We start from the raw sequence: 17,576 nt of genomic DNA, 5'->3' as shown, positions 1-17,576 counted from the left end.
GAGTCATCCTTTGACAGACCCCGCTGTGAGGCCTTTGGTCATGAAACGTTCAAGCCCCAGGAACAACGCCATGATCGGAACGGTGGCGATCACCGCACCGGCCATCAGGTGCTGACGGGGAATTTCTGAGGAGTTCAGCATCGTGACCCCTCGGGTAAGAGTGAATTTCGACGGGTCGTCCAGCAGCATGAAGGCCAGCAGGAATTCGTTCCAGGCGATCATGAAGACATAAAGCGAGACCGAGGCCAGCGCGGGCAGGCTAAGCGGCAGGGTGATCTTCCAGATCACCGCCAGACGGGACAACCCGTCCATCAGCCCGGCCTCTTCCACTTCGGTGGGCAGGCCCCGGAAGTAGCCCTGCAGCATGTACAACGCGACGGGGATCGTGGTGACCGGATAGATCATCACGATACCGAGGATCGAGTTGCGCAGGCCCGTTACCGAGAACGCGATGTAGATCGGCAGCGCCAGAACGATCATCGGCACCATGTAAATCAGCAGGATCGAGCGCGAGAACGCCTTTTGCCCCTGAAACCGGAACCGAGCCACTGCGTAGGCACCGGGGACGCTGAACAGCAGCGTGATGAACACCGTCAGGACCGAGACATAGAAGGACGTCCACAGATAGGTGCCGAAATTGAAGTCGCGGAACAGCTCGGTGTAGCTGCGGAACAGGGCCGTGCCCTGGCTCAGGTCGACCGAGAAATCCAACGGGTTCTGCAGTAGCGCCTGCTGGGATTTCAGGCTGGTCATGACCATCACGTAGAAGGGGATGACTACGATCGCCGTGAAAAAGATGTAGCCGAAACCGGTGCAGAACCGGATCACCGCGTCCTCGTATTCGTGGCGGGTAAGCTCGCCGAACGGGGTTTCTTTCAGGATAGCCGCCATCGACAGATGCATCACCACGGCAATCGCGATGACCGTGACCAGCACAGCCTGCAAAGACGTGTCAGAGCCGATCAACACGGGACCAAATCCGGTCAGGCCGGACAGGCCCAACAGGGCCGAGATGCCCAGCCGCGCCGGTGCACGTTGCTCTGGGAACCGGACGTAGACGAGACCTGCCAATGCGCCCCAGATCAGGCTCAGCAGGACCTGCGGCCGGAATGCGTCACCGGTTGAAAATGACATGGTGATGGCCGCGGTGGTTGCGATCACCACCATCCACAAAGCGCCCAGAACCGGGCCGGTTATATATCCTTTGCGCATCACAGACCCTCCTCGCGGCTGATGAAGCGGAAGAAGACGAAGCTGAAGGCGATCAGGCACATCAGGATGACGACGGCGACGGCCGCACCTGCACCGATGTTCGAGATTGCAAAGGCCTGTTCATAGACATTCACGGTCAGCGTGCGCGTGCCCGCGTTGCCGCCGGTCAGCAGGAAGATGTCGTCGAACTTGTTGAACGTCCAGATAAAGCGCAGCAGGAACAGCACCGACAGGATGCCCAGCAATTGCGGTATGCTCAGCAGCCAGAACTTCTGGAACGGCGAGGCCCCGTCCATATCCGCCGCCTCGTACATGCTGCTATCGATGGATTGCATTCGCGCCAGAATGAACAGGAAAGACAGAGGGAAATACCGCCAGATTTCAAACACGGTGACCATGATCAGCGCCAGAGGGCGCTCGCCGAAGAAGTTGATCGGCTCACTGCTCAGGCCCATCTGTACAAGCAATGCGTTGGCGGAGCCCGAGAAGGGATCGAACAGCGTTACCCAAGTAAACGCTACGGCGATCACGGGGGCCACGTAAGGAAACAGGTAGAGGCCGCGAATAATTCCCTGCCCCCTGAAACTTTTGTTCAGAAGCAGCGCGGCGAACAAGCCCATGACCAGCGCGCCGATCGTGCCGAAGACTGTGTAAAACAGCGTGACCCAGAGAACGCCCCAGAACTCATCCCCGTCAAACACGCGGGCATAGTTTTCAAGGCTGAACTCAAAGTTGGTCAGAACGCTGGACCCGCTGCCGGTCACACGCGGTTCGGACCCTTCCACTGCATCTTCGAATGCGTCTGGGTCGCCGTCGACAGTTACGGGAACCCGTATGCGCTCGCGTTGACCGCCTTCCAAAGTCCCGAAGTCGCAGAACAGCTCTTGCCCGTCCAGCACACAGGGCTCGATGATCTCACCGGCGGTGACGCCGTCCGGCAGGACATCGGTCAGTGTCACGCCGTCAACGGCGATTTCCTGGCTGGAGTTGCGCAGGCGGTATTCGATCCGCAGATCGTCGCCAGATCCTCGCAAGCTCTCACGTACAACCGGGGCCGGCGGGCGCAGGTCGGACAGGGTGAAGGGTTTGAAGCTGATCCAGAAGATCGCCAACAGGGGCAAGATCACAACCAGCGACACGCTTATGATGGTCGGAGCCAGCAGCGTCCAGGCCAGACGCGCTTCGCGTTTGGCTAACGCCCCAGTTCCGGTCGGTGGGGAGGCCGAAGTCATGGGATACCTCGAGGGGTTGGGTGCAGCGGCGCGACCGCCGCTGCAGATGCCAGTAAGAGGTGGCGTTACTCGACTTTGGCGAGCTCGTCGTTCATCGCCGCAACGGCTGCGGCTGCGTCAATCTCATCGTCGATATACTGACGGACGACACGGTTGATCGCCTGGCTGTTGATCATTTTCGATGCCAGCGCGAGCTGACCTTCGGCCACGCCCCAACGCTGCGCCACATCCAGGCCGCCGACGATCTCGTCGATCATCGCCTGTTCGTAAAGCTCACCCAAGGGGGCTTTGCGATCCACGCCTACAGGCAGTTCAGCCCAAGCTTCGGAAAAAGCTACTGGGTTGTCTGCGTTGCCGCGACGCACAGGGAACTTGCCCTCGGGTGCGATCGCCAGCGTCTGTGTATACCCGTCATCCATGGCGAATTTCACGAATTCCATCGCCGCATCGGTGTCCGCGTCGTTGGTGATGCCAAAGTAACGGACGTCGCCCCAAGCCGCACCATCAGGGTTCGACGGGCCGGACAGTTTGGTGACGATGCCGGTTTTGCTGGCCAGATCGCGCGAGGTCGGGTCGTCATTGATGGTTGGCGGGGCGCTGTCGCGCAGACCGGCCAGTTCGTCCAGAATGAAGGGCGACCAGATGATCATCGCGGCTTTGCCGTCGAAGTACAGCTCGCGCGATTGCTTCCAGAACAGCTCACCCGGAGGAGATGCCTTGGAGATCGCTTTGTAGAAATCCAAAACCTCGGTGGTCTTGGCTTCGTCCAACGGCTGGAACCCGTCTGGGCCAACGGGAGAGACGCCATTTGCAAGGAAGACATGTTCCAGCACCTGGCTCATGAAGTTTTCGTCAACCTTGGTGGCCGAGACAAAGCCATACATCTCCGGCGGGTTGTGCAGCGCTTCAAGCGCGGCCTGAATGCTGGCAAAGCTGTCAGGTGCTTCCAGTCCGGCTTCGTCGAACAGGTCCTTGCGATAAACTACCATCTGGGTCCAGCCATCGACTGGAACCGAGGCCGTTTCACCATTGAATGCCGCCATACCCAACGCGCCAGGCGCGAATGTATCGGCCCCCAGTTCTTCGATCACCTCAGTTGCGGCTTCGGTGTCCAGGATACCGGCTTCGGCCCAGGGCAAGGCATATTGCAGCGGGTGGTAAACCACATCCGGCAGGTCACCAGCAGCAAAAGCTGCGGTGGCACGGGTGCCCAGATCTGTTTCTGTAACCGGGATCACCTCGACCGTGGTGCCGGTTTCGGCTTTGAACTGGTCGGCCATCTCTTGCTGCTTTGCCAGACGCTCGGGCTGTTCCTCGGTCGTCCAGAACCGGATTGTGTCCGCTTGCGCAGACACAGCGGCCAAGACAAGCGCCAGCGATGTGCCCAGCATCAAACGCGATGCTTTAGGTGTGAGTTTCATAGTCGGTTTCCTCCCCGGTTATGATCGTTGGATTGGTTGATTTTTCGCGTCAGTGCCTCGGGTGTCAGCCGCGGCGGCCCGTCGGATTCGCGCGCGATCAGCACGGCATCGCTTAGTTCGCGCAGGGTTGCGGGTTCTTCGCCTCGGGTCTGACGGATCAGCAGTGTGGCCAGGCGCTCTCCTGCGCGTCGCGAATCCACGCTGAATGTTGTTAGGCCTGGATTGACATATTGGCATTCGGGAATGCCGTCGTATCCCACGATAGACACATCGTGCCCGATCTCCAAACCCAGCTCGGCGCAGACGGGATAGCATCCTAAGGCCGCCAGGTCCGTGGCACAGACAATTGCCGTTGGTGGGTTGGGCAATTGCATCAAGGCCTGGGCTTCGGCCGCGCCTTCCTCGCGTGTTCGCGCGCCGTCGCGCACCAGATCCGGGTCCATCGTCAGACCTGCAGCCTGCAGCCCCTGCAAGTACCCATCGCGGCGCAGGCGGCTATAGTTGAACTTGGGATCGCTGCCGATATACGCGATGCGGTGGTGCCCAAAATGGGCAAGGCGCGTAACGGCATTGTGGGTCGCCGCCTCGCCCGAGATATCAAACCACGAGATATCGTCCTGTGGATCCGTTTCGCCGTATCCAGTGCGGCCATAAAGGATGAAGGGAACTTTCAATTCTCGCAGATAGTGGATGCGTGCATCGTCGACCTCAGTCCGGGGCAGGATGAACCCGTCTGCCTTGCGCTCTTCGACCAATCGCCCAAGTACGTCCAGCATGTCCTTTTCGGATTTTGCGGTCGAGATTGTCATTGTCCAGTCAGAGGCGCTTGCGGCCTCGCAGGCACCCGCCAGGAAGTCCTGAAGGAACGGGTTGTTCCGGTCCGGTTCCCAGCTGTTGATGACCATCGCAATCGCGCGGACCCGGCCGGTTCGGATGGCCTGCGCATGGCTGAGAGGGCGATACCCCATCTTTCGCGCGGTCGCTTCGACCCGTTTTCTGGTGGTGTCCGAAATGTCCGAATACCCGTTTAGCGCGCGCGAAACAGTGCTTTTAGAAAGCCCAAGAATATCCGCAAGCTGATCCAACTTAACGCGCCCCGAAACCGGGGGTTGCCGAAGCGGCGATTGTCGCTTTTGCGGTCTTGGATTCGTCATCATGTAATATTTGTTTGTTCCGAAACCGGTTTCGGCAATGAAAAATTTTAGAAATTTGCGGCACCTGTCAGCCGTCTTGCTCAAATTGTCAGCAAAATTTGGATATTGTTAACGCAAATGCGTAAAGGCCCATGCCCTGACCACAAGCTTCTTTGGTCCCAATGACCTGCAGGCGTTGTTTCAGTCCGCCCTTACGGGAGGATGCGACGACGCAACTGATTTACGCTACGCACTGGCAAACGCAAGTAACCGGCGGTTGAACTCCTCGGCGCGTTCAATGTTGACCAGATGGCCGGTGGCGGGAAAACGGTGCCATCTGACATTGGGAAGTGTTTCTTGCAAAAAGGCGTTCGTTTCCGCGACCAAGTAGTAATCGTCGTCTCCGGTCACCAGCATAACTGGTTTTTCAAACGCCTTAAGCCGCGCTGTGTCATCAAACAGCGAGCGCCGGTTCCAGTGTAAGGTCGACAGGACATGCGTTGCACCTTCGGCTGATTGCCCACGCAGATTGCTGGCATAAACTGCCCATCCCTCAGGGTCGTTCTTTATGAAAGACTGATAAGCCGGGTCATCTTCAAGAACTTCAACCGCGCCATCTCCGCCGCGCTCCTCGCGCAACCGGATTTCGTGCCCGACCCAGTTGCTGCGATAGCTCGCTTGTTCGGCCTGATCGCGCGGGCCCGAGCTGTTGCCCACCAAGGTCAGGCTTGCGACCCGGTCCGGATAGTTCAATGAAAAATCCAAGCTGGTGAAGCTGCCCATTGAAGCGCCTACAAAGTGCGCGGTCTCAAGACCAAGATGGTCTATCAATACCAGAAGATCGTCCGTGGACTGGCGCTGCCCGTATTGATCGCGATCCGAAGGAACTGCCGAGGGCAGAAAACCGCGTGCGCAGTAGGAAATACAGCGAAAGGATTGCGACAGAACCGGAATTTGGCGATGCCAGCTGCGGTAATCGCCGCCGAATTCGTGCACGAAAACAATCGGCTCACCTGTCCCTGTTTCCTCGTAAAACAGCGTGATGCCGTCGGCGGTCTGGAATTCGGCCATTTGATGTCCTGTCGGGGTCGCAAGAGGTTGTCGTTAGCGGGTCAAGGCTGCGATGGCCTGAGCGTCATAGCCAAGTTCGGCCAGAACCTCTCGGGTATGTTGGCCAAGCTCTGGTGCGGCGCTTTCCCGGTGGGTGCGGTCGGCGATTGGGTTGCGGGCAAATCGCATGTCGCGACCGTTTGCATTTACCGTCGAAAACGCGGCGTATTCATCGGAAATGGGGTTTTCCGCGATGGTCTGGATGTTTTCCACCATCGAGCAGGGAATGGCATTGTCGATCAGTATCTGAATCCAGTGGGCTGCCGTGTGTTGTTTCAAATGCGCGCCCAGCACTTCGTCCAGTGCGTCACGATTGGCCAGCCGCGCCTCGTCACCCTGAAACCGTGGGTCATCCAATAGCTCTTTATACCCGATGGCCTCGCAGAACCGCGGCCAGTCTTTGTCGCTGCCCAGACCGATGACAATATCCCGGTCTGCCGTTGGGTAGGGCTCGAAGGGTGTCATGGACGGGTGGCGCGAGCCGATTGGCCCCGGCACGATCCCTGCATTCAGGTAGCGGGCAAAGGCGTTTTCCAGACACACCCACTGACAGGCCAGCATGGACACGTCCAGATGGCTGGTCTCGGCCACCCCTTTGGCGTCGCGTTCGTACAGGCGCTGAAGAATGCCGATTGTGGTGAACAAAGCGGCCGAGATGTCGCCGACCGAAAACCCGACGCGCGTCGGCTGACCGTCCAACTCACCATTGATGCTCATCATACCGCTCATGGCCTGCACTACGATGTCATAGGCGGGACGGTGCGAAAGGCTGCCCGTCTGGCCAAACCCGCTGATTGAGGCAGAGACGAGGCGCGGGTTGATCCGTTTCAGATCGGTATCGCTGCATCCAAGCCGGTCGCGCACACCCGGGCGCATGTTCTCGACGAATACGTCTGCCGTTGCCAGCAGTTTATGCAGTGCCTCTTTTCCTTGATCGGTTTTAAGGTCCAGCCTGACCGAGCGCTTGTTTCTGTTCAGAGAGGCAAAATAGAGGCTGATGTCGTCTTCAAACGGCGGCGTGGTGCGGGCGAGATCTCCAGCCGGGTTTTCCACTTTGATGACGTCGGCACCCATACTAGCCAACAGCCAGGTGCAGAAGGGGCCGGACAAGACAGACGTCATGTCGACGACGCGGATACCTTTCATCGTTCATTCCTTCCCAGCATGGCTTTCAGCGCTTTCAGATGCACCCCGCTGGCTTCCAGCGCGGTTGCGCACAAGTCAAGACACGCTGCCTCAAGCGCGTCGTTTTCAACTAAGTAGTCTGCCAGACCCCATGCGAAGGCATCCTGTGCACTGATCGTGTTGCCTCCCAACAGGATTGCAGCGGCGCGTCCCGGACCGACAAGCCCTTGCAGCCGGTCCACGTCATACTGGCCGGGCATCACGTTGTTCTTGAGCACCGGATAAGAAAACCGGGATTGGGGGACGCAAAACCGGATATCGCATCCCAAGGCCAACGTCAGTCCGCCCCCCATACACGGTCCATTGATCGCGGCCAGAGTCATCACCGGAATCGCGTGCAGCGCCTGCGCCATTTCCTGCCAGAGGTCCGGGCCGTCCGTTTCTGCATAAAGCGTGTTCAGGTCCGCGCCCGCACAAAACACGCGCTCGCCCGCGCCGGTTATTATTACGGCGCGCAGTTGGTCACTATGGGCAGCGTCCTGAAAAATACCGCTCAGAGCGACCAGCATCTCAGGCGTCAGCGAGTTTGCCTTTTGGGGTCGGTTGATGGTGACCGTAAGGCAGGTACCTTCTGTTTTGGTCAGGATCAGATCATCATCACTCATGACCGATACTCCGCCGCCGTCCGGTCAAGCATCCGGATCAACGCAGGCCACTGGACGCCGCCATGCGGTCCGTTTGCCGGGGATCCCCAATCGTGCAAGGCGCTCATCGTATCTTCGGTTATTCGGATCGGGTTGTCGGTGGCGGCAAGGATGTCGACCTGAATTTTACACGCCATCTCAAGGTAATAATGGTAGATGAACGCTTCGGCCGCCGTGCGTCCGACCACAAGCAAGCCGTGGTTTTGGAGCAGCATCGCGAAGTTGTCGCCCAAGTCGCGGGCCAGAAGCCCGCCTTCATCCTCGACTGCGGTAGAATCCTGATACGGATGGCTCGACAGAGTGCCCAACACAAACCCCGCATGCTGGGACAGCGGCAACAATCCATTGGGCATCGCGGAAACAGCGACACCTGCACGGGTATGGCTGTGGATGACGTAGTTCACGTCAGGCCGCGCGGAAAGGATGCCGGAATGGATGATATGCCCAGCCAGGTTGACGATCTTGCCGCTGCCCGGCCTGTCATCCACCGCGCGTCCTTCTAAAGACATACGCGTCAGGTTCGAGGCCGTGATTTCGTCAAACATTAAGTCGTGCGAGTTCAACAGATAATGGTCAGGATCATCTGGCAGACGCGCTGATATATGGGTCGAGGTGAGATCAGTCCAGCCGTAGTGATGGGCAAGACGATAAAGCGCGGCCAGGTCCTGACGGATCACGTCACTCATCCTGCCTCTCCCAACGCATCACGATAGAGATTGTGGAAATGGCGCAGACCTACCTCGCTCATCGCGCCGCATCCGTCACCGATAACATACGGTCCGGGCTCGAATGCGCGGCTTTGCATCCCTTTCTGGATCTTCGATACGACGACCTCATCCTCGGCCCCCGTGGTTTCCTTGTGTTTGTGCATCAGGGCGATCACATCCTGGTCCGCGATATCACCGCTCGAGAACCAGCGATAACGATAGATCGTCTTGTTCCAGGCAACAGGCAGGAACTGTCGGATGGTGAAATATCCTCCGGGATAGCAGCACATCGAGACATTGGGAAAGATCCAGTAGGCACCGTAGTCATCCGCGCGCGGGCTGGACGTCAGGTCGTAATCATATTGCCTTTCGTTCTTCGTTTGCGCCTTTCCATCATGCCAGATGGTCTTGCCGTGCGGAACGGTGGTGTACCCGTCCATCTCAAGAACGCCATGCGTCAGCGAGCTCGCGTGTACTGTGGGGCAGTGGTAGCATTCATTGTAATTCTCGACCGAGAGCTTCCAGTTGCTGTCATGTGCAATCTCGGTCTCGCAAACAAACTTCAGTTGGGTCGGGTCGGGGTGAAAGCTCAGCAGGTTTTGCCGGTAGTCTTCCAGATCGGGGGCCATAGCGCTGGCGTTCTCATCCATATTGACAAAGACAAAGCCACAGAATTCCTCGACCTTGATCTTGCGCAAGTTGATCTGATCGCAGGTCAGCCCGTCGCTTTTGACCGAGCCCGGCGCGCGCCGCAACCGCCCGTTAATCTCGTAAGTCCATGCATGATAGGGGCAAACCAGTACTCTTCTGCCTTTGCCGGTTCCCTCGACCAGCGGGTGACCGCGGTGGCGGCAGATGTTGTAAAACGCATTGATGCCGCCATCCGGCTCGCGAATGACAAAGATATCCTCGTCAACGATTGTGAACGTTTTGAAGTCGCCCGGGTCGGCAATTTCGGACACGTGGCACACGCATTGCCAAGTGCGAAAGAAGATCTTTTCCTTGTCGACCTCGAACCAATCCGGCTGGGTGTAGTACTGGGCCTGCAAAGGTGTATCACGTGGCATCGGTTCCCCCACAAGGTCGCGTTTTGGTTGCTGCCAAGCGTTAGTCTGCCTTGCTCTGATGGTTATGCATAGGTTAAGAATTTTCGAGCCTAGGGTAATTTGAAGTTAGCCTATTGATGACCGACCACATGCATCCACCACCGCTTGGGGCGGTCCGTGTTTTTGCTGTTGCAGCCCGTTTGGGAAACTTCAAGCGTGCCGCGGCTGAGCTGGGCGTGACGCCGACGGCCGTCAGTTCACAGGTGAAGTCGCTAGAAGCCCATCTGGGATGTGCGCTGTTCGATCGAAATGCCCAATCGGTGACGTTGAATGAAGCCGGACACCAATTCGCGGAAGCCTGCGAAACAATCTTCGCGCGGCTGGACAAGGCGGTGCAGGACGTGCGCCAGACCGCCAATCGAACGTCGATCACGGTTGGGGTTGGCGCGCTCATCGGCTCGCAATGGTTATCGAGGCGGCTGTTCAGCTTTTGGCAAAGGTTTCCAGAGACCGGGTTGCACCTGCAATACAGCCCCGGCGGAGTGGAATTTTCGGACGGTTCGACCGATATGATGCTGGCTTGGGGCGACGGTCGTTGGCCCGGTTTGGTATCCGAAGGGCTGCTTCGGTTCCGAACCTCTCCGGTCATTGCTCGGACTATGTTGGCGGGCAAGTCGTCTCTGGCCGATCCCGCAGACCTGTTAAACCTACCGCTGCTGCATTGGAAAGATCAGTTCGACTGGCTGGAATGGTTCGAGGCACATGGCGTCGATACCGGTGGCCATCTTCCTGGAGTCGTCATTGACGATTCCAGTGTTTTGCTCCGAGCAGTGATGTCGGGGCAGGGCGCTTCACTTGGGCTGTTGCCGTTGATTGAGGGTGAATTGCAGTCAGGGCAATTGATACAGCCATTTTCAGACGACTTCACCCCGTCAAGGTCGTACCATCTTGTCTATCCGAAAGGTGCCTTGGATCATCCGCAGCTGAAGGCTTTCAGGGATTGGATCGTAGAAGAGGCTGGCCTGCCACGTTGAATCGCCGCCCATTTACCTGAGGTACGAACTGGTCGGCATGTTTCCAAAGATCGCTGAGGCATGCACTTATGCAGACGAATGCCGGCGCAGGGATTTTTGTCTGTAAGGCTGGGATTTTGGTAGCGGAGGAGGGACTTGAACCCCCGACACGCGGATTATGATTCCGCTGCTCTAACCAACTGAGCTACTCCGCCATGAGTGAGAGGCGATTTAAGCGAGGGGCCCGAGAGGGTCAAGGGGGAAAACACCCGCAAAGCAGGATTATTTTCATCCTTCGCTCAGACCGTCTTGGTCGCGGAATTGGGGGTGGTTCCTGCGTGCTCGGCCATTCTGCGGATAAAGGCGGCGCATGCGTCCGGTGCGGTGATGGGGATCATATGTCCCAAGCCCTCGATTTTTTCGTTGCTCAGCCCGAACCTGGTCATCGGGTCACCATTTGCAGATGGGGACAGGATCGCGTCTTGCGCGCCATACAGGATACCTCCGGGCACAGAGAGGTCGCCATAGCGTGAAACCTGCGCTGCGATGCTGGCATCCACTCCGACAACGTCCTGTGATGCTGTGATGAAGGCTGAAGGACGCAGGCCCAAGGCTCCGCCTGCGCGGTCCAGAAAATCTTTGGGCGGTTGTTCCGGGTCAAATACAGCGCTCAGCGCGTGTGGGGCGGTTTTGGCTGAAATTGGCACCGCAATCGTGTTGCCAATAAAGCCACGCAGCCATTCGGTGCGGATTTCAAGCGGTTTGAACACCTGCGGAGTCTCAGGCAGTTTTTGGGTCAAAGGTGCCAGCAGTGCGAGCGCCTTTGTCTTTTCCGGGTCATCCAGCGCCATGGCCAAGGATACCGCCCCGCCAAGAGAATGGCCGACCAGAACGGCATTGGTGATGCCTTTGGTATCCAGAAACTCCTGAATCATGCGTGCCTGTTCGGGCAGTTGACCCAAATCGGCGGTATCTCGTGTGGAATAGCCGCAACCGGGCCGGTCCACCGCAATAACGTGGTAGTCGTCAGCCAATAGATCCATGATAGCATAGGTGAAATGCTGCAACTGTCCCGCAAGCCCGTGGATCATGACAATGGACTGCTTGGACGGATCACCCTTTTCAACATAGTGGATACGACCGCCCTGGACGGGCACGATCTGGCCAAGTTGCGGGACGCGCTCTAGCCCTTGTTTGGTCAGTCTTCGGGTCCACAGGTTCATACCGACAAAGAACCCGGCGACCAGCAGGACGATAACGAGGAATGTGGTCATTTCATCTAGCTCCGCCTGAGGGTGGGACCGGAAGATAGTGTTCCAACCCTGATTGCGCCATACGCTTTTCATACTCGGAAACGGTGCCGGGCCAAAGCGTCGTGTTTCGTCCTTGCGCGTCCTGGTACCACGATGTGCACCCGCCTACCTGCCATACGCTGTTCAGGTGTCGGTCCTTCATTTCTTTCTCAAAGGCTGCTTGTTTCTTCGGCTTTGGCGTTATGGCTTGCACCCCGTCTCGCTGCATCTGATCCAGAACCCGGCCGATATGGCGCACTTGCGCCTCGATCATCAGAACGACCGAGTTGTGGCCAAGCCCGGTATGCGGCCCAAGCAAGATGAAGAAGTTCGGAAAACCCGCAATGGCAGTGCCCAGATGCGCCTGCATCCCTTCCGACCATGCCTGCCTCAAGGTCAGGTCGTTCGCACCGGTGATATCCAGATGTTCAATCATGTCGGTGACGTGAAAGCCGGTACCCCAAACCAAGACGTCTGCCTGCGTAAGGGCGCCATCGGTCGAGACGATCTCATCGCCCTCAATCGACGTGACACTCTGCGGGACCAGAGTCACATTGTCCCGCGCCAACGCTGGGTACCAGTCGTTCGAGCTGAGGATGCGTTTGCAGCCGATCTGGTAGTCTGGGGTAAGGTGTTCGCGCAGTTCCGGGTCGGCGATCGCGTTTTCCAGCGATCGCCGCCACATCTTCATGGCAAACCGAACCATCCTTGGCTCGCCTCGGAAAACGCGATGGCGAAACTCGAACGTCATGTAGATCAGTTTGCGGCGTATCCGGGGCAGCAGCGGTAGACGACGATAGAGGCGGCGCATCCAGGGCGCGATGGGGCCATCTGGGCGGGGTAGGACATAAGGGGCACTGCGTTGAAAAATGGTGACATGGGCGGCGGTTTTGGCGATCTCTGGCACAAATTGGACCGCGGACGCGCCAGTCCCGACGACGGCGACCCGTTTGCCTGATAAAGGAACGGAATGGTCCCATTCGGCGGAGTGGAAGCGCGGCCCCGGAAAGGTGTCAGCACCCGGAATGTCCGGAATGCTGGGCACGTGCAGGGCTCCAATGGCCGAGATCAGAAATCGCGCAGACCAGCGTTGACCATCCTCTGTGTCGACTTGCCAGCGGTCACCATCCCAGTGGGCGGATTTCAGTTTCTGGCCAAAATGGCAAAGGTCATAGAGGCCTTCGTCTTGACAGATCTTTTGAAGATAGGACTGAATCTCCGCGCCTCCGGCATAGGCGCGGCTCCAATCCGGGTTCAGATGCGTGGCCATGGAATAGAGGTGCGAAGGGATATCGCAGGCGACGCCGGGATAGGTGTTTTCGCGCCATGTCCCACCGATATCATCTGCTTTTTCGAGGATCGCGATGTCGCTGATGCCGCGTTTGCGCGCCTCGATTGCCATTGTCAGCCCGGAAAAGCCCGCGCCGACGATCAGCATATCCGTATGATGCTCCATGCGCCCGCCCCTCCCAAAACGACCGTTGGTATGGGCCAGACTATAGGTGCGGAGGGTGGTGTGAACAGCCTCTCGTAAGGTCAGGTGCTGTTCACGGTTCTATCAGCCGCGCAGGATTTCCCCCTTGGGATCAAAGGGTGGTTCGTGCAGGATGGTCGCTTTGTGTGGCCGCCCAAGGACCATCACCTCGACCGTATCGCCGGGTTTGGCTCCGGCCACATAGCCAAGCGCCAGCGACATGCCGACCGAATAGCCATAAGCGCCTGAGGTCACGCGACCAATCCCGTGGCCATCCTTGAAGATCGGCTCGCCACCAGTCGCATCAGCGTTTGAAGCAGCGGTGTCGCTTTCGTCCAAATGCAAAAGGACAAGCTGTTCGCGGGCCGGGTTGGTCAGGACTGCTTCGGCGGCTTCTTTGTTCAGGAAATCTTTGCCGAACTTGCACAAGCGATCCAATCCAACCTCATGCGGCCAGTATTCGGGGCTGTATTCGCGGCTCCACGAACCGTAACCTTTTTCGACGCGCAGGGACATCAACGCCCGGCTGCCCACCGGACCGGCGCCGAATTCGCGACCCGCTTGGATCAAAGCGTCATAGAGGCGGGCCTGATCCTCGGTCGCGCAGTGTACCTCCCAGCCCAGATCACCTGTGAACGAGACCCGAAGGGCCAGCGCCTTGATCCCGGCAAGTTCGATTTTGGCCGAGCGCATAAACGGGAAGTCCTCGGTGGCAAGCGAAATATTGGTCAGGCGCTGCAGAATGTCCCTCGATTTAGGGCCAGCGATGTTGAACCCGCACATAGCTTCGGTACGGCTTTCAAACGTCGTACCTTCGGGCAGGGGAACCTGTTTGAAGAACCGCTTGTGATAACGCTCGGCCATACCCGAGCCGATGATCCAGAATTCGTCCTCGGCCACACGGGTCCCAGTAAAGTCCCCGGCGATGCCTCCGCGTTTCGAGATCAGAGGTGTCAGGCAGGATCGCCCAACCGTCTTGGGCATGGTGTTGGCGAATACGGCGTTCAGCCATTCTTCGGCCTGCGGACCCTTGCAGACGTATTTCGCGAAGTTTGAGATGTCGATGATACCCGCACGTTCGCGCAGCATGCGGCATTCCTCACCAACCGGTCCCCACCAATTCTGGCGCGTGAAACCGTTGGTGTCGGTGGCATCCGGCGCATCCGCGAACCACAACGGGTGCTCCCATCCTGCGTTCAGGCCGAATACGGCACCCATCGCGGCCTGCGTCTGGTAAATCGGGCGCGTGCGCGCGGGGCGTCCTGCGCTGCGTTCTTCGTTGGGGAAGTGGATGGCGAACCGGTGGGCATACTGATCCTGCACACGGGCCATGGTGAATTCCTTGGTCGCCCAACTGTCGAAGCGGGCCATGTCCCACGCGAACATGTCGTATTGCGTCTCACCTTCGATGATCCACTGCGCCGCCATCAGGCCCATGCCGCCGGATTGCGAGAAACCGGGGATGATACCGTTGCAGCAGAAATACCCGTCGACCTCGGGCACTGGGCCCATCAGAACGTTGCTGTCCGGTGACCAGATCATCGGCCCGTTGATCACGCGCTTAATCCCGGCCTCACCCACGGCGGGCAGGCGTTCGATAGCGTTCATCATATTCTCTTCGATCCGTTCCAGATCGTCGGGAAACAGATCATGGGCGAAGTCCAGAGGCGTTCCTTCTTCGGCCCAGAACTTCATACCCTTCTCATAGGCCCCAACCAGCAGGCCCTGACCTTCCTGGCGCAGGTAATACTCGCCATCACGGTCACTGACCGAGGGCAGGCGGGTGCCGTGTGCTGCGACATCGGCCATGGTTTCGGTCACGAAATACTGGTGCTCGGTCGGTTGCAGGGGCAGTTCAATCCCCGCCAGCTTGGCCACTTCACGCCCCCAAAGGCCTGCGGCGTTCACGACCCAAGGGGTGTGGATGTCACCCTTTGGCGTTCGAACGATCCATGTGCCGTCCTCTTGCTGGTCGGTCGCGGTGACCGGGGTAAACCGATAGATCTCGGCCCCGCGTTGCCGCGCGCCCACCGCATAGGCATTGGTCACGCCCGAAGGGTCCACATTGCCACCGTCGGGTTCGTACATCACGCAGCGGATGCCATCATAGTTGACCAGTGGGTTCAGACGCTGCGCCTCTTCGATGCTGACCTCATAGAAGTTCATGCCATAGAGCTTGGCCTTGGCGGCCTGCAGCTTCAGCTGATGCTCACGCTCTTCCGTCTGGGCCAGATACAGTGATCCGGGTTGGAACACGCCACAGCTTTGGCCCGTTTCGGCCTCAAGCTCTTTGTACAGGTTCATCGTATAGTGCTGGATGCGGCTGATATTAGTGCTGTCATGCAGCCCATGGATGTTCGCCGCTGCGTGCCAGGTCGAGCCTGACGTCAGCTCATCCCGCTCCAGCAGCACCACATCCGACCATCCCAGTTTGGTCAAATGATAGAGGATCGAGCACCCGATCACTCCGCCGCCAATCACCACCGCCTGTGCCTTCGTTTTCATGAGCCTGCCGTATCAAAGTTGGTCCCGCGGCCATGTGCCCTTATCGTGGCGTCACCGACAACGGACATAAATTTCATGTTGGGTTGAGCAGTTTTAACCCGAGGCTAAACTCAGAATTCCAGCTTGTGCGCCCGCCCATGGGCGACCAACCGCTGGTTCAGCGTGTCCGCCTCTAGTGCGCCGGATTCCAGTGCGAAAACAAAGGCATGCGTTAGATAGAAGCAGGCCGCGTCGATATCCTGCGCGGCCTCACGTTCGTCCGCGGCCATGGTGTAAAAACGGATCAGGTCGGCACGGTCGTTTCGATCATGCGCGTCCAATAGAAGGCGATCCAGTTCCTGTTTGTCCATGGGAGTCCCCTTGCATCGAGCATCCGGCCCGTCATTGCATGACAGGCCGGTCCAAAAGGGTTACTCCGCGCGGCCGTTTTCGATCTGCGTCGCGACCCAATGGTGGAAGTTGTGCGTCGGTCCGTCCATCGCGGGCGAGAATCGTCCGCCGTCAAACAACATCCCGTGCCGACCCTTCTGCATGCCTTCGACCACAAAGACGTCTTCTTCGAACACCGTTTTCCACAGCTGAGCGTTTGACGCGCGCAGCCCGTCGTGCTGCGGCGTGTCTTCCACGCTCTTTGCGTAGTAGAGCTCAATGTGTTCCACGGTGTTTTCCTGATCGACAGGTTCCAGCACAATTGCAAAGGCATGGTCCCGCTGAACACCCAGCAGAACGTTCGGGTAAACCGCGATGTATTCCGCGCCTTCGTTCCACTTGTCGCTGAGCCCGTCAAAATCCTCGAATGTCGCGCCGTCCTGGTCCGTCAGCTGGCGATAGACCAGCGTACCCTGACCAGAGTAATGGCCTCGCGCTTCGATGTTGTAGTGATCTTCCAGTCGGGAATAGCTGTTCAGGCCGGGATGCACCCAAGGCAGGTGGTAGCTTTCGCAATAGTTTTCGACGGCCAGTTTCCAGTTGGTTTTGACCTCAAGCTTGAACGAAGATGTCTCGCCGCCATGGAAAACAGGCTTTTCAAACTCTTTCCAGCGCTCCAGCAAGGCACCGTGAACCTCTTCGAATTCGGGTGCGTTGCCGTCGACATTCACAAAGATCACGTCGCGCCAGACATACGAACGCACGCGTATAAGGCCCAGGTCTTCCCGTTTGACGTCCTCATGCTTGTTCTGACCGGGGCCACCCACATGCGGGGTTGCGCGTAGTTCGCCTTTCAGGCTGTAGCACCAGCTGTGATAGGGGCAACGGATCGCGCCGCCGATCTTGCGCGGCGTGTCTACCAGAATCATTCCGCGGTGACGGCAGGTGTTTTGGAAAACCCCGACTTCACCGTCCTTGTCGCGAACGATCAGCAGAGGCATGCCCAGAAAGTCGACAGGTTTGGCATCACCTTCTTCGGGAACGTCCTTGCCAAACCCGATCCCGGACCAGTTGGCATAAAGCACAGACCGCTTTTCTTCGTCGAAAACCGCCGGGTCGATATAGTGTTCATTCGGCAGGCCGTTTGCAACGTTTACATCGGCCAGAACGGAAGACAGCGCGCTATGCTTGTTCATCGGGCTCTCCTGAGGTTTTGCTGGATGCGTCTTGTTC

15 protein-coding genes and 1 tRNA gene are annotated in these 17,576 nt (G+C 58.3%); 1 reads left to right on the top strand and 15 read right to left on the bottom strand.

Annotation, left to right across the window (positions count from 1 at the left end):
- Window positions 1-3: 3 nt before the first annotated feature.
- The 9 genes from J7416_RS15920 to J7416_RS15880 all read right to left on the bottom strand — a co-directional run bounded on the left by J7416_RS15920 (window position 4) and on the right by J7416_RS15880 (window position 9,711).
- Window positions 4-1,212: a carbohydrate ABC transporter permease gene (locus J7416_RS15920; RefSeq protein WP_209226164.1), complete on the bottom strand. Its 1,209-nt coding sequence runs from the start codon at window positions 1,210-1,212 to the stop codon at window positions 4-6.
- Window positions 1,212-2,444 (bottom strand): sugar ABC transporter permease, encoded by a 1,233-nt coding sequence (locus J7416_RS15915; protein WP_209226163.1) that lies wholly within the window; start codon window positions 2,442-2,444, stop codon window positions 1,212-1,214. The genes J7416_RS15920 and J7416_RS15915 overlap by 1 nt, the downstream gene beginning before the upstream one ends.
- A gap of 65 nt (window positions 2,445-2,509) precedes the next feature.
- Window positions 2,510-3,865 carry an extracellular solute-binding protein gene (locus J7416_RS15910; RefSeq protein WP_209226161.1) on the bottom strand — a complete coding sequence of 452 codons (1,356 nt, stop codon included), beginning with the start codon at window positions 3,863-3,865 and terminating at the stop codon, window positions 2,510-2,512.
- Window positions 3,862-4,950, bottom strand: a complete 1,089-nt coding sequence (locus J7416_RS15905) for a substrate-binding domain-containing protein (protein ID WP_247744315.1) — start codon at window positions 4,948-4,950, stop codon at window positions 3,862-3,864. The genes J7416_RS15910 and J7416_RS15905 overlap by 4 nt, the downstream gene beginning before the upstream one ends.
- Before the next feature lie 294 nt (window positions 4,951-5,244).
- Window positions 5,245-6,069 (bottom strand): alpha/beta hydrolase, encoded by an 825-nt coding sequence (locus tag J7416_RS15900; protein ID WP_209226160.1) that lies wholly within the window; start codon window positions 6,067-6,069, stop codon window positions 5,245-5,247.
- 33 nt (window positions 6,070-6,102) lie between these two features.
- Window positions 6,103-7,254, bottom strand: a complete 1,152-nt coding sequence (locus tag J7416_RS15895) for a CoA transferase (RefSeq protein ID WP_209226159.1) — start codon at window positions 7,252-7,254, stop codon at window positions 6,103-6,105.
- Entirely contained in the window at window positions 7,251-7,898 is a 648-nt protein-coding gene (locus tag J7416_RS15890) for an enoyl-CoA hydratase/isomerase family protein (protein ID WP_209226157.1), read from the bottom strand. Before J7416_RS15890 ends, J7416_RS15895 begins: the two co-directional genes overlap by 4 nt.
- Window positions 7,895-8,623 (bottom strand): class II aldolase/adducin family protein, encoded by a 729-nt coding sequence (locus tag J7416_RS15885; protein ID WP_209226156.1) that lies wholly within the window; start codon window positions 8,621-8,623, stop codon window positions 7,895-7,897. Before J7416_RS15885 ends, J7416_RS15890 begins: the two co-directional genes overlap by 4 nt.
- Window positions 8,620-9,711 carry an aromatic ring-hydroxylating dioxygenase subunit alpha gene (locus J7416_RS15880; RefSeq protein WP_209226155.1) on the bottom strand — a complete coding sequence of 364 codons (1,092 nt, stop codon included), beginning with the start codon at window positions 9,709-9,711 and terminating at the stop codon, window positions 8,620-8,622. The genes J7416_RS15885 and J7416_RS15880 overlap by 4 nt, the downstream gene beginning before the upstream one ends.
- Before the next feature lie 116 nt (window positions 9,712-9,827).
- Between J7416_RS15880 and J7416_RS15875 the strand changes: the two genes are divergently transcribed.
- Window positions 9,828-10,724: a LysR substrate-binding domain-containing protein gene (locus J7416_RS15875; protein WP_209226154.1), complete on the top strand. Its 897-nt coding sequence runs from the start codon at window positions 9,828-9,830 to the stop codon at window positions 10,722-10,724.
- A 117-nt stretch (window positions 10,725-10,841) separates the two neighbouring features.
- Here the strand turns inward: J7416_RS15875 and J7416_RS15870 are convergent.
- The 6 genes from J7416_RS15870 to J7416_RS15845 all read right to left on the bottom strand — a co-directional run bounded on the left by J7416_RS15870 (window position 10,842) and on the right by J7416_RS15845 (window position 17,539).
- A tRNA-Met gene (locus J7416_RS15870) sits at window positions 10,842-10,918 on the bottom strand.
- A gap of 84 nt (window positions 10,919-11,002) precedes the next feature.
- Window positions 11,003-11,977 (bottom strand): alpha/beta fold hydrolase, encoded by a 975-nt coding sequence (locus J7416_RS15865; protein WP_209226152.1) that lies wholly within the window; start codon window positions 11,975-11,977, stop codon window positions 11,003-11,005.
- 1 nt (window position 11,978) lies between these two features.
- Window positions 11,979-13,451, bottom strand: a complete 1,473-nt coding sequence (locus J7416_RS15860) for an NAD(P)/FAD-dependent oxidoreductase (RefSeq protein ID WP_209226151.1) — start codon at window positions 13,449-13,451, stop codon at window positions 11,979-11,981.
- 102 nt (window positions 13,452-13,553) lie between these two features.
- On the bottom strand, window positions 13,554-15,974 hold the full coding sequence (locus J7416_RS15855) for an FAD-dependent oxidoreductase (RefSeq protein WP_209226149.1): 2,421 nt from the start codon (window positions 15,972-15,974) through the stop codon (window positions 13,554-13,556).
- A 110-nt stretch (window positions 15,975-16,084) separates the two neighbouring features.
- Window positions 16,085-16,324 carry a hypothetical protein gene (locus J7416_RS15850; RefSeq protein ID WP_209226148.1) on the bottom strand — a complete coding sequence of 80 codons (240 nt, stop codon included), beginning with the start codon at window positions 16,322-16,324 and terminating at the stop codon, window positions 16,085-16,087.
- Window positions 16,325-16,384: 60 nt separating this feature from the next.
- Window positions 16,385-17,539 (bottom strand): aromatic ring-hydroxylating dioxygenase subunit alpha, encoded by a 1,155-nt coding sequence (locus J7416_RS15845; RefSeq protein ID WP_209226147.1) that lies wholly within the window; start codon window positions 17,537-17,539, stop codon window positions 16,385-16,387.
- Between the last annotated feature and the right edge of the window lie 37 nt (window positions 17,540-17,576).

The sequence above is a fragment of the Ruegeria sp. R14_0 genome (assembly GCF_017743975.1).
In the GTDB taxonomy this organism is placed as follows: domain Bacteria; phylum Pseudomonadota; class Alphaproteobacteria; order Rhodobacterales; family Rhodobacteraceae; genus Ruegeria.
The sequence above is the reverse complement of the archived record's forward strand: the minus strand, read 5'-3'. Positions and strand labels throughout refer to the sequence as shown.